Source organism: Proteus sp. TSJ240517 (genome assembly GCF_047921575.1).
Taxonomy (GTDB): Bacteria; Pseudomonadota; Gammaproteobacteria; order Enterobacterales; family Enterobacteriaceae; genus Proteus.
Window position 1 is genome coordinate 138,246 of sequence record NZ_JBLRMH010000011.1, and the last position, 16,091, is coordinate 154,336.

A 16,091-nucleotide genomic window follows, 5' to 3' on the forward strand; every position below is an offset into this window, starting at 1 on the left:
TTTATAATAAAGTTATTATTTAAATTAAAGGAAAAACATAATTAGACAAAATAAAAATTGAGTGTATGCTATATATCAGACACTCAATAATTAAATACTTATTATTTATTATCTATTTTTCTATTTGCTATTCCAAAAGGAATATGGACAGAAGGTAATTCAGATGATGATTTTAAATGCAGTTTTTGATCATCAAAGAATATATGAGGTTTTAGAATTCTCAAAACATTGGCTTTCTCTACTCCCCCCATAAAAAAGGCTTCATTAACAGAAATTCCCCACGTTCTCATCGTATTAATAACACGTTTATGAGATGGTGCATTACGCGCAGTAACAATAGAGATCTTAAGCAATGGAATATATGTAGGATCTTGTTTTACTTTTTCTAATTCTAATTTTTGAATATCAGAAATACGCAGTAAAAATTTCTTTAATGGTCCAGGATTATGAGGAACATCAACCATTTTAGCTTCATGCTTGTGAAATTGAGATAACTCCCCTGAAGTTTTATAAATAACTTCTGCTTCATCATCAGCGATCACACCATCAAAGTCGAACGCAATTCTTAATTCATCGGCATCATCATCATTAACATGGCCTTCTAATATCTGTCCTGCTGGATAATTTGCATTAATTGCTTGTAAAACATCGTCATGATCAGCAGATAAAAATAACTCAATATCAAATGCTGGAATATAAATATGAGGTGATTTTCCTTGAAGAAATACGGCTCGGGTGATCCCTAGATTATAATGTTCAATAGAATTCATCACTCTTAATCCAGTATCGGGATCATTTCTAGATAACAAAATAACTTCAACGAGTGGATCGTCAGGTCTAATATTATTTAGCTTCAAAAGCCGGCTAATAAAAGGAAATGCAACACCTTTATTTAGAGGTACATCCTGCATTTTATGTTGATATTTTCGATAAGCTTCCTCTCCTTGTGTGCGAAAAATATTATCTGATTCTTCTAAATCAAATAATGCACTAGAGGAAAGCCCTATGACTAATCGCTTCGTTAAATCATATGCCATCGCCAAAATCCTCTGTTAGTTCCTTTTATTATTCATAATATCACTCTTTTAAGAGAGCAAAGATAAGAAAACTTATACAAAGAAGCAGATAAAATCGTAGTATTTACCTGAACATAAGCACTTTACCATCAAATCACACACTCTAAATAACATTGATTATCATTTGCATTTAAATAATATCCTTATTATTGTTATGACTACAATTCATAAGGAGAAAATTCATGGTTAAGAAAACGATACATTTACGCTCTCAACATTTTAAAGATTTAGTCAATAAAATGAAAAAAATGAATGCTGTTAAGAATACGATAAATACTAAATCAGAAAGTAGTGATCTTGTTGTTATTAATAATAAAATTCCAACTTTAGTTTCTATAAAGTAAGATAATTTATTGACTTTTAGTGTGAATAAATAATAACCGCAACTTTCTTAGGGTTGACACATTAAATGATAATGATTATCTTTTACCTCGTGAATAGTTGAGTATTTTGCTCAGTTTCTCACAACGACATTGCTCACATTGCTTCTAGTATTTATTGACCAACTCTCCTAGCGTTGGTCTTTTTTTATCTGTATTATTCCATAACCCATTTAACCCTAAATGGAGAACATACTTTCCTTCAAAATACTATTATCTTGTTAAAACTAAAATAGCTTATAGTGAATCTAACGCAAGATAGTAATATTGTATTTGGTTATCACTATCTAAAAAGGATCATGAAATCACCACGTTATAATTAAACCATATCATCAATAGGGATTTTAAATTATGGGTTTTATTTCCACCATCATTGGAAAAAATGAAGAGCTAACAGCAGAGCAGCAATGGGAACAACTTAATAAAAAATATGCAGATAATCCTATCGAGCGTATCCGTAAGAAATTAGTACTAGCAACTAGTATTGATCATGAATATAAGGAGTTTGGTGCTGACAATCATAAATATCAACTAAGCTCTCCACTCTCAATAGAGAAAGTTAACCAGCTACAAGCAAAGGCTGGATGTGAATTTCCCGAAGATTATATCGCCTTTGTAACTCAAATTGGCAATGGTGGTACAGGCTCTTATGGTGGTGCAGGCCCTTACTATGGCCTATATGCTTTTGATGACGCAATAGATAGAAATGGTGTACAAAATTGTGCATTACCCTGCTTACTTAAACCTAAAATGAATATTGATGAGTGGAAAGCACTTTGTCATGTCCCCGAAGACTGTAGTGATGAAGACTTTGATATTATTTGCGATAAAGTTCATCAAGGTACACTTTATTTAGGTACTTGTGGATGTGAATACGATCTTTTATTAGTGGTCAATGGTAAATATAAAGGTCATATTTTATATACATCTGATTGGGTTAATTCAGATACTCCTTACATATTTTCCTATGAAACTTCATTTACACAGTGGTACGAACGTTGGTTAGATGAAGTGATTTTAGGCTATGATACAAGCTGGTTTGGTCATCGAATGGGAGGTAATGAAGAAACGTTACTTCATTTTGCCAAAAATAATAAAGATATTACGAAAAAAATTAGTGCTATCAACTCATTAACTAAGTTACCTGAATTATCCAACAGCAGTTTATATTTTCTAGAACAACAACTGCAAACTGAAGATATTGAGTTATATAAAGTTTCGTTAAATGTTTTAGCCTCTTATTTTAAAGAACAAGCATTGCCCTATATTCAGCAAGCTTTAGTTGCTCCATTTGATGAAAAAACAGACATTGTTATTCCTATTATTTACTTTAAATATAGAGATCAATGTTCTCTTTTCAAAGATAACCTTTTCCCAATTCTTAAAGTAACGAATAGCGAAGATACATTGCGTTTTATCGGTTACTCTTTGGCCGAATTAAAAGCTGTTTTAGTTGAAGATTTCCAACCCTTCTTTACTCACTCAAGCGTAGAAATAATAAGAAGTGCAATTTATGCAGCTTCTCATGATATTAATTTAAAAGATAAAACATCAGCATTTTATGAACTCGCAATCTCTGAAAATGAAGAGATCTGCTTAGGTGCAATTCAGGCATTATCGAGCTCAAATTACATCGATAGTGAGTTGTTACCTTATTTACAACAAGCTTGGAAAATGTATCCCAAAGAAAAAAATCCTTATATACGCAACAATATCTCTTCTTATATTGCGAAGGCATATCAGAACAATGAAATTGATGTAACAAAATGGTAACTAACAGATAAATATACATTTTTCTTTAATTTTTTTAAATAGACAATAATAAAATCTTATTATTGTCTATTTTTAATTCCAATCTCATTATAAATAAACATATTGTTATTCTAACCAACGAAGTAAATTATCAAAATTTTCAACTAAATGTATGTAAACTTTATAGTTAAACTAAGATGGTTTTAGTTTATATCATTTAGCCTCACTGTTAAGTGAAAATTAAAATTAAATAAAATCAAATAATTAAATAGAAAAAATCAAAAAAAATTTATTTTTTCAGAAAATTATTTCAATTCTGCACTTTATTCTTATTATTTCTTTTTAAAGTTTGTTACAGATTGATATCTTTTTTTCCCTTACTATTGGTTTCAGTATTTCATCACTGATAGATATTTAATTTTTCCCCCGCCTCGTGCGGGGATTTTTTTATCTCAATTATCCTCTTAAGATGCTCAATCGCTAAACTCTCACTATTTTCAAACTAAACGTGCTTTCCTGTTTTTTCCCCATAGCGCAAACATATTATGCCTGTTATATTTTTTGCAATGGACAATTACCTATAATTTGCTTCCCTTCAATATCAAGTTCTATCTTATCTATTTAAAAGCCATCGAATAAAGATAGTTTTTTATTCTTAATAACCATTTCTTTGTAATGCTTTGACAAATATTTTTGAACTCTGAAATTACTCATTTTATAAGTTTTCTATTTTAACGACAAAATGTATCACTAAAAAATTAAGTAACTTAACTAATTTCAAAAAAAGTTAACTTATTAACAAAAATAATCAAAAATAATCAAAAATAAATTTTACCCTTAAATTTCAAGTAATTACATAAATAACAATCAATTTATATTAATGATTATGTGCTGAGAAAATCATAAATTCATTCATAAATCTTTATTTACCTGTCATTAACTATCAAGATTTTTTACAGATTGATATATTTTTTTCCTCTAATATTTCTTCCATCAACTCGATACGAAAAGATATTTATTCATCGTACACAGAAAAACAAATCAAGAATTAACCAAAGAAAGAATATTTGAGGAATATAAAATGAAAAAGAATTTTATTATCGGAACTTGTTTAGCACTTTTATTATCAGCTCCAACTATGGCAAATAATAATAAAGTAATCGGTTCAGGAACAATTACATTTACAGGTTCAATTGTAGAGGGGAATTGTATGACCGACTCAGTAGGAAATACTTTTAAAGCAAATTGTTGGAATGGAACTGAAATGGAAGAAACTTTACATAAAATCGAACCCAATAAAATGTTTAATGCTCAATTAGGTGAAAATAAAGGTTCAATGAGCATAAATTGGATCAAAGAAAATGTAGGAATAATGGATATCGTATACAATTAATATAGTAAATTTAAAATCCTATATTTTTAATAAACATTAAATTCTATCAAATAGAAATAATATTTATTATTAAATAACGAGTATATATTTTCCAAGAGTTAGAATTCATTATTATATAAATGGTATTCTCTATTATGGTTATAATATATTAGGCAGATATAGTTTATTTCTATATCTGCTAACTCTGTTTTAACTTATTTATAAAAATTTTTATCTTCTTATCTTTGCTTTGTATCCCCTATCTTTATCTTCCAAATCCATACAAATATTGGGGTTGACAACTAAAATGATAATGATTATCTTTTACCTTGTGAATAGTTGAGTATTTTACTTGGTTTTTCACAACGACATTGCTCACATTGCTTCCAGTATTTACTGTGACCAACACATCATGTGTTGGTCTTTTTTTATATAATATATTCATAATTAATTATAAAAACTGGCTTCACCTGCTGGTCGAGTTTTAAAACGGCGGTGAGCCCATAAATATTGATCTGGTGCTCGCATAATTTCGGTTTCAATCAACTTATTCATTCTATCTGTGTCATTTTGAATATCTTCAGAAGGATAATTAATCAATTCTTTACCAATGATTAAACTGTATTTTTTACCTTTCTGATTTTCATTTCTGACCAAAGTAACAGTTAAAGAAGGTGCCCCTGATAGTTTTGCTAATATAGCAACTCCTTTTGAAGTTGATGTTTTTTCAACAGAAAAGAATGGAGAAAATGTTGTACCTTTTAAACCAAAATCTTGGTCAGGAGCAAACCAAATTGCCTTCCCTTTTTTTAACTCCATAACCATAAACTTTAAGTTGCGTCTATCTATCATGCCCTTATCTGAACGGCATCTTGCTTTAGTTTGAATAAACTCCATCGCTTTATTATTATGTGGTCTATACATCGCATTCACAGGAAAACAAAGCCCCATAATGCGCCCACCCAGCTCTAGAGACATAGAGTGGATACCAATTAATAAAATTCCAGCTTTTTTATCATTTGCATCAGTAAAATTGGAGATCCCTTGTACTTCAAAGAGATTTTTTAATCGGCGGTCACTCCAAAACCACGCCATGCCCGTTTCAAATAATGCGACACCTAGTGACGATAAATTATCCATAACAAGCTTGTTAATTTCATTTTCATCTTTATTAGGGAAACATAATTCTAAATTTTTCTTTATGATCGAGACTCTTCTTTTGACAAAGAAACGAGATAACACCCCAAGATGTTTACCTAAAAAAAGTAACCAAGCATAAGGAAGTTGTACTAATAAAAAAAGAATAAAGACACCAAACCAAGTTAAGATATATTTTGGATGTAATAGATGCAATGAGAAAACATTTTTAGCGTACACAAGTTTGTCCTTTAGGAACTAAAAAGCATTTAAGCCACATTAAATTAGACAGCAATTGTTTAAGATAAGTCACTAAATATTAATTTAATTTTATCTTAAATTATTTTTATGATTTATCTGATATTTTTTATTCTAATAAAGTTTTTTTCTTTCTTTTGATTGAGAAGGCAATGTCTTAATGCCTTTATTTTGCCATTATAAGAATTAATTTCTCCATTAATTTATTTATCTGTAAAAATTATTAGGCATTAAAGTAAATAACTTCATAGAATTTTAAATAATTTACATTAAATACTTACATAACTTTAATAAAACTATTTTTTATACGCTTTAATAAATATACTTCAAATTTAAATAATACTATAAATTGATATAAAAAAACCCCACCGAAGTGAGGTTTTTTAGATCTTACTTGTATCCATATTGCATTAAGCAATATATACAGTAAATTACAGAGCGATTACGTTCGCTGCTGCTGGGCCTTTAGCGCCATTTTCGATAGAAAATGAAACTTCTTGACCTTCTTTCAGAGATTTGAAGCTATCGCTTTGGATCGCTGAAAAGTGTACGAATACGTCTTTGCTACCGTCTTTAGGAGTGATAAAGCCAAAACCTTTATCATCGTTAAACCATTTTACTGTACCAGTCATTGTATTAGACATAAGATTTCCTTTAATTAATTATTATGCCATAAGGCATTGTTTGCGGTTTGATTTCGGATTTTTACTTATGGTCACTATTTGAAGGAATTCGCAACGAAGAGGTATCAGGGATAACGCTAAACGGTGAACTACTTAAAACTGCACTAACATAAATAGGTCTGTACTTCCAAACCAGTGGCGCTATTAAGTCATATAATTCGTTTTATAGCAAATTATTTTCATCTTTATTTTAAAAAAACTTTTCACCCGTCAAATTAGAAAATAATTATAAGATAAAAATAATTATCTATTTTACCTATCTCATTATTTTAATTTAAGAACATAAATAAAAAAGTAGATACTGTTATTTTTTTAAGATAACCAGTATCTACTCTATCATTAATGTACTACATCACCTTAATCAGCTAGTTCTAATAAAATTTCTTCTGTTTTCGTCCATAGAAGTGAACCGCCTTCTTCTGGCCATAAATGCCGCTCAGCATTAGGAAAACGTTGAAATAATAAATCCCCAAAGTCTGGAGAATGAACTGTACTGGTATCTTTCATACCATACCATAAGGTTGTTGGTGTCTTTATTTCTTCAGGTGAAAATCCCCAAGGTTGCATAGTAATCAGCAAATCTTGAGTATATCCATCATTGCCTTGTTTAAAGGCTTTTACCATACATTCTTGATAAACTGGGAGAAAATCAATTGATTTATAAATAGCCAAATCAACATCGGCACTGTAATTTAGAATAAAATCCATTAACCACTTGGCTGTTATATTTTGCTTAATCCAACTAGTTAACGAATCTGGTGATCCAACAGCTTGACGTTGCATATTAACAACATCATCTGTTAGCTTATTTTGTGTATCTAGATAGTCAAATTGATCTTGTCCTGCGACAATAAGTAATTTATCAACATGGCAATAAACACAAAGAGCCATAGCAAAAACAGCACCTTGTGAAAACCCCATTACATTAATATTTTTAATACGAAGATGATCTAATAAAAATAAAATATCTTTAGAAAAAGATTTTAACGACTTTTGAGGATCAAAGGTGGAATCGCCTAATCCAGGGCGAGTGGGTGTAATCAACCGAATATTAAGCTTATTTAAAAGGTCAACTTCGACTCCTAATAAACCACTCATACCTGCACCGGTACAAAATAATACTGGCTTACCTTGCTCTGGACCTGATTCATACCACGTTAAAATTCTATTATCTGGTAATGATACATTATATTTTCTTGAGTTTTTAATTTTCATTAAATTTTGTCTTTTATTAATTTTTGATAACACATTACCTGCCAATTTGCACAGCAATGTCTATTTTTAAGTTTTGCTTTTAAAAATTAATGTTGAGACTAGCTAAGGGTAAGATTTCATATAAACTCGCAATAAATTTTGTTTCGTTGCAGATAAGTGGATAAACCTAAATTTATTTTTCGTTTTAAAAAAATAAAAATGAGTAGATTTCATACTACTCTCTATTAGTATAATCAAATTAGCCGTAATAGGTAAGAGTCCTACCATTGATCACCACAGCGAAAATCACAATAAGATTATCTTTATAACTGATTTATTTCCTATGACCAATTTATTTGTGTGATAAAAAATGCGTTATTATTTTATCGATACTAATCGTTTTTATTTTCAATTTTTACTATATTTATTTAATCTTTTTTATTTATGACTCATTTCTACGTTATTTTACTAATTTACAAGTACGTCCTTTATCTTCAGCAACACGTCCATTAACTGCATCATCTTCTGAAATCGTTGCTAAATTAAACTCACCTTTGCCTTTACCCCAAATTTGGAAATTTTCACCAACATAACGAGCACCACTAGCCGCAATAGCTTCTTTTAAAACAATAATTTCATCGCTGTAATACATAACAGCTAGCTGTTCAGTAGGGAAAGAAACCCTGATTTTTTGGCCTTCACAGTTATAAGTATCCGTTTTAGCTGCCAAAGCAGGAGCTGTTATTAATGAAGAAACTAATGCAATAGCAGAAATAGAAAACAACTTATTCATTTACATCTCCTAAAATAACCAAGTAAGACTTTGCTAATGAATTTAGGCTAGGCTTTATCTTTTAAATATAAAATAGGATACCTCCGCATTTTTTTAAGACTAAAAATATATATGAATATTTTAATTTAAGATTAACTTTAATAAAAAGTCATCAATCATTGATGAGTGAGTTAAAATGCAACCTTTTAATTAAAATTAGTTTTAATTAAAACAAATTACAATACATAACTTTACATTAATATCTGTCTATTTTACTTTATTCAGTGTAATTATCACTATACGATATGCTACTATCCTAGAACATATAAATTTATTGTAGTTCAATAAATTAAGTCGATCTTATTGAAAAATATCGATAGAGAAAAAGAATAGGAATATTCATGCTTCAAGAGAATGTTGTTAAAGATATTATTGTTTGGATTGAGCAAAATCTTGATTCAAGCTTGTCACTGGATATTGTTGCTGAAAAATCAGGTTATACAAAATGGCATTTTCAGCGTTTATTTAAAGCATATACAGGAATATCTTTAGGAAAATACATACTCGCCCGCCGTTTATCTTGCGGTGCTTATGCTTTACGCATAACGCGTTGTAGCCTGCTTGATATTTCATTGAAATATCGGTTTGACTCTCAACAAACATTTTGTCGTGCATTTAAAAAACAGTTTAATATTACGCCTTCCGAATACAGAAAAAAGCCGGGTTGGGATATTAGTGAGCTGATTTTCCCTGCACTAGAAACAGTTGAACTTAGCGCTAAATATGAAGTCGTTACCTTTCCTTCATTAAAATTAGTAGGTATGTCTCACCAATACAACAAACCTGTTTCAACGTGGAATTCAGACAAGAAAAAATTTAGAAAAGAATTTTGGCGTAAATTTTTAAAGGACGTACATACAATACCCACAGAGCTATATGCAATGCATCGAGCATCTGCGAGTACATTAGAAGATACGATGTACATTTATAGTACCGCCGTTGATAAAGAAAAATTATCAACAACATCTAATCTATCGTCAATGTCACAATTAGAATTACCTAGTGGTAATTACTTGGCAATTACTTTTGATATGGATGAAATTTTAGACTCATTAACAGGTTACGATGATATTATTTACACGGTATATACTAAAGTATTACCAAAAATGAATTTATTACGTAGGCCTGGCCCTGATATTGAACAATATACGCTGAAAAAATCTATGAGTTACGATAAATTACTTGAACAAAGTGAACAATACTTACAAAAAATTAGCTACTATATTCCTGTTCTTTAATAAGTTTTATCTACAAAAAAGATCCCAATAAAATTGGGATCTTTCTATTAAAATAGATATCTAAAATACTTCTCTTCTATCAATCTTTCTTAGACTTATTAGCAAAGAAAATATCGTCTTGAATATCTTTTGTTCTTACTGTAAACAATTCATTCATTAAGTTTTCAGTTAATTTTTCAGCATCTGCCATGACTCGTAGATTAAATTCATTAAGCATTTTATCTGCACCAGCTTTATCTGTTTTCACCATAGTGAGATATTTAGCTTCCATTTCTTTTTGCTCTAATGCGGTTTTTGCTTCCCACTCTTGATAAGCTTTTTTCACTATTGGTGCGAGTTTTGGATAATCTGTCATTACTAATGTTTGTAACTTACGATATTTCCAGTAAATAGAATCATTGTCTGCTTGATTGCTTCCTATTCCATAATGTTGCGGATAAGCTTTTAATCCACTGTAATACGGAACAAATGCAGTTAAATCCGCCATACCTAATCCTACATAAGTGACTTCTCCTATTTCTTGAGGAAGTTCTGGACGGACTTGCATGACATGCGCTTCATAAGTTCTAAATACACTAATTGGGCGCCATGGCTCTTTACCATTTAATCCATTGGTATATGGGTCGTGCTCTGTTCCTTCAAAGTGATTACGTAACATCGCTTTAGCTTCTTCAACAGATACTTTTTTCTCTGGTGTTAATAAAGGTGCGAAATTACGACCATCATCCACAGCTTGTTTTAATGATGGATTAAATTGTTGCTGGATAATCCATACTCGCGGATCATTATAAGTACGATCTCGTTCGTCATCTCGTGTATAAGCTTTTGAAAAATTAAATGCCCCTTCTTTTTCAGGATTATAAAGCCCTTTTTCAACAGCAAATTCCACGAGATTTTTAGAGCCTAAAACATCATTACTATTAATATCATAGTGTTGTAATCGACCTTGGTTTCCTGTTGCAAAGTATTTATCTTTAGGTAATTTTTGTGCGATCCAATGATGTCCAGTTCCAGTTTCTAAATACCAAAGCTCATTTTTATCAACAACAGCAACACCAAATCCTTCGCCAGCACCTTGCTTTTCAATAATACTACCTAATAATTCCACGGCTTCACGAGCTGTTTTTGCTCTTGAAAGCAGGACATCTGGAATATCATCTTCAGTTATCCCAGTTTCTTCAACATAGGGATCAAAAGAGAGTGCTTTAGGTGAAGCAAAAATAGATTCAGTACCACTGACACCCACCCCCAGTTCATTAAATCCTGTTGCACCGTGAAGTTGTGTTTTCCAATTCGGTACAGTGGTATAGCGTAATGAATTCTTAGGTAATGGATATGTAAAATTATTAGCACCGTTATGTTCTTTGGTACTGTAAATACCCGTTTGATTCGTTTTAGCAGGATGAATAACAAAATGTTGTGCTTTTAATGCATCACTATCTGCGCTACGAGCAATAATCAACGAACCATCATTTGTTGCTTCACTTCCTGCTAACAACGTTGTACAGGCTAAAGCTGAAGAAACTAATGCAATATTAACGGATAAGGCAATAATACCCTTTTTGAATAAAGACATAAAACTCCCCATTTGCTTGTTATTTATAATTTGTAGATCAATTAAGTATCTTTTTAGAGTCAAAATAAAAAACCAGATAGATAATTTGATGCAAAATATTAACAATGAAAAAGCGTGGGTTTCCGTGATTTATATCTCAATGACCATTATATTTTAAAATAAAAACATTAATTACATGCATCATATTAATATTAATAAGATTTATTAAAAGATTCATTTAAAATACAAATAAAAAGAAAAATAATTTGTTATTAACAACCTTTTATTATGTGATTAAAAATTACGTTATTTATAAAAACAGTTTTTGATATTAAAGATAATAACGATATATTGCATACCATAACAACCTTTGTTAATTGTTTTATATTGCGATAAATAAAAGCATCTGTAATACCCTAACAAGAGGTTTTATATGAGTTATCCTTATCTTTTTGCTCTATAAATTTTCTATCATCGCTATTATTTAATAATCAACTTATTAACTGTATAATCTAACACAAGATAAACTGACTAAAACAAAAAACACAATGGCAATTAATATAAAAAGAACTTCTTGGTCAGGAGGATGGGCAACTTTACGTGACCTTGAAATTATACAAACCGTGATTGATCAGGGAAGTGTCACTAATGCAGCTGAGCAGCTAGGTATTTCTCAACCAGCGGTAAGCCAGACATTAAATCAGATCGAGAAACGTTGTGGTAAAAAGTTATTCACTCGTGAAAATAATAAATTAATACCAAACTCTGATGCCTTATTGCTTTATGAAGAAATCGCCAATATCGCTGAATCTTTCAGCCGATTAAGCCATTTTCATCATCAAGAAAAAAAACGGAGTCTAAGAATTCTAGTTCCACCAACATTAGCCTATGGTTTTATCAATCAGGTCACTGCTCTGTTTATCAAAACATATCAAATTAATGTCCACTTAGAAATATCTAGAAGTGAGCAACTACTTTCTTTAATTGCAAAAGAACAAGCTGATATTGTTATTACTGATAATATGACCATTAATAGCAATTATAATTTGATTCAAATTCCGATGAGAGAAACTCAAATTATTTGTGCAATCCCTAAAGCACATGAGCTATGCACAAAAAATATCATTACACCTGATGATTTACATGAACAATCTTTTATTGCTTTAGTTAAAAATAATATTGGCCGTACAGTTATTGATCGAGCACTCAATAAATCAAAATCTAACCCCAATATTATTGCTGAAGTTTCTGATCAAAACACAGCAATGACATTTGTAAAAAATGGGTTAGGAGTGAGTTTAATTAATTCATTTCCTATTATTGAAACAGAAGATATTGTTTATCGAGAATTCACACCCACTATTACGAGTAATATCTTTTTTTTCACCTCGAAAAAAACCGAGCATGAGACACAGCTCTATATTGAGTTTATTAAAGAGCATCAACCAGAAGCCTCTTTATTTTCAACTCCAATTAAATAAACATTAAGGTCTTATTCTATGTAATATAGGTAAATAGAATAGACCTTCTTATTATTTTTACATATTAAGGATAGAGAGGATACCTTCAGTAAAAAGTGTTAAGCCGATGGAAAGTGCTTCTTCATTGATATCAAATTTTTCTTTATGATGCCCATCACTTTGGTCGGCACCCACCAAAAAGAATATCGCTTTTCCCCCTTTCTCTTGTACTCTTCTTACCATTAATGAAACATCCTCACTTCCCCCTAAAGGTAATGTGATATTGACTAATTCTGGGTGTGAATTAATAGCACCTTGCATGATGTTTATCATTTCCGGATCATTTCTGAAGTTTGTTGCTTCACCAGTAATTTCTATTTTTGTGTCTAATTGATAAGCAACTGCGGTAGCATCGACATATCTTTTTATATTATCAAACAAATATTGCGTTATTTCGGCATCTTGTCCTCGAACTTCTAATTGCATTTTCGCGGAACTAGGAATAAGGCTACGATTTTCACCCGCAATTAAAGTGCCAACATTCACTCTTGTCATACCTTTACCATGTCTTGGTATGGCTAATATTTCATTAACTAAAAAACATGCCCCAGCTAAAGCATTATTTCCTTTTTCAGGCTCATCCGTGGCATCAGAGGCTTTACCTTTTAAAGAAATATCTAATTTAGTAGTACAAAGGAAATCAAAAGGATCGAGTGCTATTTCACCTTTTTTCAAATTACATCCAATATGCATCCCCATAAAATAATCGGTATCATCTAATATTCCACTATCACTGATTGCTCTTGCACCTCTCACTCCTTCTTCTGCGGGTTGGAATATTAATTTATATTTCCCACGTAAAGCGTGAATATTCTGTTTTAACCAATGTGCTAAGCCAAGTCCTACCGCAGTGTGCCCATCATGACCACATGCATGCATTAATCCAGAGCGACATGAAGCAAATCCCTGCTTATTAGGTAGATGAGAATCATCATTTGACTCTTGGACATAAACACAATCAATATCGAAACGAAAAGTAAATGTAGGCCCCGGAATTTCTGTATCAATAATTGCCATACACCCTGTTAAACCATCCATTTCAACTAATAACTCGGTGCTGATCCCTTTTTCTTCAGCTATTTTAATAGCTTCATTAACTAATTTTTCATCTCTACCTAAAATGCTTTCTCGACAAATAATATGAGGCCCCGTTTTTACCTCAATATTCATCTCTCTCAATATGCTGATGATCGTGCCTGTCGTTACAAATTCAGTCCAGCCAATTTCTGGAAACTGGTGAAACGTTCTACGCCATTCTATTAATTTATTGGTTTGGATCGACTTCATTATTTTTCCCTTACGAAAGATAAATATCTTATGAAAAAGGTAGCATTCAATAATTTTTTTATTATGATAATAATAACCTAATGATTATGGGTATATGTGTGATCACATCGCTATTTTGTTCATTTATATAGCATGGTAGTTTTAGAAATTAGAGAAGGCCACGGAGGGAAAATAATTATTAAAATCAATAAATAAAGTGTTTTAAAGTAGTGAGTTAACAATAAAACTGTGGCATAAAAATAGCCACTAAAAATCTTTAACTCATTTAGTGGCTATTTTATTGATCTTTATTCATTTATAAAACGCATTAACTGCTGACGTAATTGCTTATTTTCTTGTTTTAACTGTTCATTTTCATCTAATAAAGTCAGTGCTATGGCGATACCATGCCAATCTAATGCGAGTTCTTTATGAAGTTTTAATGCACGATGTGTCACCACAATAGCATTATCATCGAAAAACCACTCCTGAGTTTCAATTTCTAGCGGTTCGATCACACCAAGTGCTACAAACTCTTTGAGCTCATCATTTGATATTCCCGTATGATGACAAAACTCAGTGACAGTAAATACTGTTGTTGTTAATTGACCCATTATTTATTCTCCCAGTCTTTACGTGGATTATAATCGGTCTGGCTATCTGCAATTTGTTGCCATAATTCGCGTATCTTTTCATCGGGTTTAGGTGGCATCACAATTTTTAAAATTGCATATAAATCACCGCTGACCTTTTTGCTAACTAACCCTTTTCCCTTAATACGTAGCTTTTGTCCTGCCTGACTTCCCGCCGGAATAGTTAACAAGATTTTTTCTTTTATTGTAGGTATAGGAATTTTTGCACCTAATGCAGCTTCCCAAGGAGCTACAGGAACAACTATTTCTAAATCATGGCCTTTAATATCAAATAGAGGATGAGGTGCAATACGAATAGTTAACCATAAATCACCATTTTCGCCTCCATTTTCACCCGAAGTACCTTGCCCTTTTAAGCGAATACGTTGCCCATCAATAACACCTGCGGGAATTTTAACATTCAGTGTTTTAGGAATTTCTTTTTCCAAAATACCGAAGACATTATAAACAGGTAAGTGGTAACTTATTGTGCGCTTATGCTCTTCCTGTGATTCTTCCAGAAAAACAGCTAATTCTATTTCTAAATCATGCCCACGCTGTTTAGGCGCCTGTTGAGCTCGACGGCCTTCAAAGGGAGAATGTTGACCAAAAAATGAAGCATAAAAATCGTCAAAATCTTCTTGGTTAAAACGTTCTTGATTTGTATTTGATTGCTGTTGCGTAAATTGTCTAAATTTAGGATCGTTGCGATGTGCCCAAAGTTCATCGTATTCTGCTCTACGTTGCTCATCACCTAATATTTCCCATGCTTGAGCAATTTCTTTAAAACGCTCTTCTGCATCAGGCTCTTTACTCACGTCAGGATGATATTTTTTTGCTAAACGACGATAAGCTGTCTTAATCGTTTTAATATCATCCGTAGATTTAACACCCATAATGGCGTAATAATCCTTTAATTCCATAGTGATATCTCAATTATGTTAAATAATGAATTAAATATTAATATCCTAGACTTGATCAATTATAGAACAAAGAAACTATGTTGATGAGTAAATTCCCACGAAAAACCGTGTTTGCAGCCTAAAAAATAGGCTTAAAATAAAAAATAGTTTAAATATTAAAAATTAATTTAACAAAATAAAACAATATCTTAGATAAAAAATGAATAATATCGTTGTATATTCTTATTAAATTGCATTTGAAATACCTCATTATAAGAGGTAGATTTTATTTAA

14 protein-coding genes are annotated in these 16,091 nt (G+C 31.1%); 5 read left to right on the forward strand and 9 right to left on the reverse strand.

The window, feature by feature from the left end:
- Positions 1-101: 101 nt before the first annotated feature.
- Positions 102-1,037, reverse strand: coding sequence for a 5'-nucleotidase (locus tag ACNARN_RS17220; RefSeq protein WP_198626523.1), 936 nt, complete (start codon positions 1,035-1,037; stop codon positions 102-104).
- Between the two features lie 221 nt (positions 1,038-1,258).
- Between ACNARN_RS17220 and ACNARN_RS17225 the strand changes: the two genes are divergently transcribed.
- The 3 genes from ACNARN_RS17225 (at position 1,259) to ACNARN_RS17235 (ending at position 4,601) form a co-directional block, all read left to right on the forward strand.
- Positions 1,259-1,420 (forward strand): hypothetical protein, encoded by a 162-nt coding sequence (locus ACNARN_RS17225; protein WP_167392491.1) that lies wholly within the window; start codon positions 1,259-1,261, stop codon positions 1,418-1,420.
- A gap of 387 nt (positions 1,421-1,807) precedes the next feature.
- Positions 1,808-3,229: an SMI1/KNR4 family protein gene (locus ACNARN_RS17230; RefSeq protein WP_198626521.1), complete on the forward strand. Its 1,422-nt coding sequence runs from the start codon at positions 1,808-1,810 to the stop codon at positions 3,227-3,229.
- 1,060 nt (positions 3,230-4,289) lie between these two features.
- On the forward strand, positions 4,290-4,601 hold the full coding sequence (locus ACNARN_RS17235; RefSeq protein WP_196533092.1) for a hypothetical protein: 312 nt from the start codon (positions 4,290-4,292) through the stop codon (positions 4,599-4,601).
- A gap of 426 nt (positions 4,602-5,027) precedes the next feature.
- On the opposite strand, the gene lpxL is transcribed toward ACNARN_RS17235, so the two are convergent.
- From lpxL to ACNARN_RS17255, 4 genes are all read right to left on the reverse strand, one after another.
- Positions 5,028-5,957 (reverse strand): LpxL/LpxP family Kdo(2)-lipid IV(A) lauroyl/palmitoleoyl acyltransferase, encoded by a 930-nt coding sequence (lpxL, locus tag ACNARN_RS17240; RefSeq protein ID WP_198626520.1) that lies wholly within the window; start codon positions 5,955-5,957, stop codon positions 5,028-5,030.
- A gap of 449 nt (positions 5,958-6,406) precedes the next feature.
- On the reverse strand, positions 6,407-6,619 hold the full coding sequence (cspA, locus tag ACNARN_RS17245) for an RNA chaperone/antiterminator CspA (protein ID WP_006537332.1): 213 nt from the start codon (positions 6,617-6,619) through the stop codon (positions 6,407-6,409).
- 396 nt (positions 6,620-7,015) lie between these two features.
- Complete coding sequence (locus ACNARN_RS17250; protein WP_198620693.1) at positions 7,016-7,873, reverse strand: alpha/beta fold hydrolase; 858 nt, start codon at positions 7,871-7,873, stop codon at positions 7,016-7,018.
- Positions 7,874-8,312: 439 nt separating this feature from the next.
- Complete coding sequence (locus ACNARN_RS17255) at positions 8,313-8,645, reverse strand: MliC family protein (RefSeq protein ID WP_196573675.1); 333 nt, start codon at positions 8,643-8,645, stop codon at positions 8,313-8,315.
- 380 nt (positions 8,646-9,025) lie between these two features.
- Between ACNARN_RS17255 and ACNARN_RS17260 the strand changes: the two genes are divergently transcribed.
- Positions 9,026-9,922, forward strand: a complete 897-nt coding sequence (locus tag ACNARN_RS17260; protein WP_198620678.1) for an AraC family transcriptional regulator — start codon at positions 9,026-9,028, stop codon at positions 9,920-9,922.
- Between the two features lie 79 nt (positions 9,923-10,001).
- On the opposite strand, the gene ACNARN_RS17265 is transcribed toward ACNARN_RS17260, so the two are convergent.
- Positions 10,002-11,498, reverse strand: a complete 1,497-nt coding sequence (locus ACNARN_RS17265) for a C69 family dipeptidase (protein WP_198620679.1) — start codon at positions 11,496-11,498, stop codon at positions 10,002-10,004.
- 527 nt (positions 11,499-12,025) lie between these two features.
- On the opposite strand from ACNARN_RS17265, the gene ACNARN_RS17270 reads away from it, so the two are divergent.
- On the forward strand, positions 12,026-12,958 hold the full coding sequence (locus tag ACNARN_RS17270; protein ID WP_416304764.1) for a LysR family transcriptional regulator: 933 nt from the start codon (positions 12,026-12,028) through the stop codon (positions 12,956-12,958).
- Positions 12,959-13,015: 57 nt separating this feature from the next.
- Here the strand turns inward: ACNARN_RS17270 and ACNARN_RS17275 are convergent, their stop codons facing one another.
- From ACNARN_RS17275 to cbpA, 3 genes are all read right to left on the reverse strand, one after another.
- A complete protein-coding gene (locus tag ACNARN_RS17275; RefSeq protein WP_416304765.1) occupies positions 13,016-14,284 on the reverse strand; it encodes an amidohydrolase in 1,269 nt (422 codons plus the stop codon).
- Between the two features lie 287 nt (positions 14,285-14,571).
- Entirely contained in the window at positions 14,572-14,877 is a 306-nt protein-coding gene (gene cbpM, locus ACNARN_RS17280; RefSeq protein WP_023581369.1) for a chaperone modulator CbpM, read from the reverse strand.
- Positions 14,877-15,818 (reverse strand): curved DNA-binding protein, encoded by a 942-nt coding sequence (cbpA, locus tag ACNARN_RS17285; RefSeq protein WP_109372797.1) that lies wholly within the window; start codon positions 15,816-15,818, stop codon positions 14,877-14,879. The genes cbpM and cbpA overlap by 1 nt, the downstream gene beginning before the upstream one ends.
- Positions 15,819-16,091 lie beyond the last annotated feature (273 nt).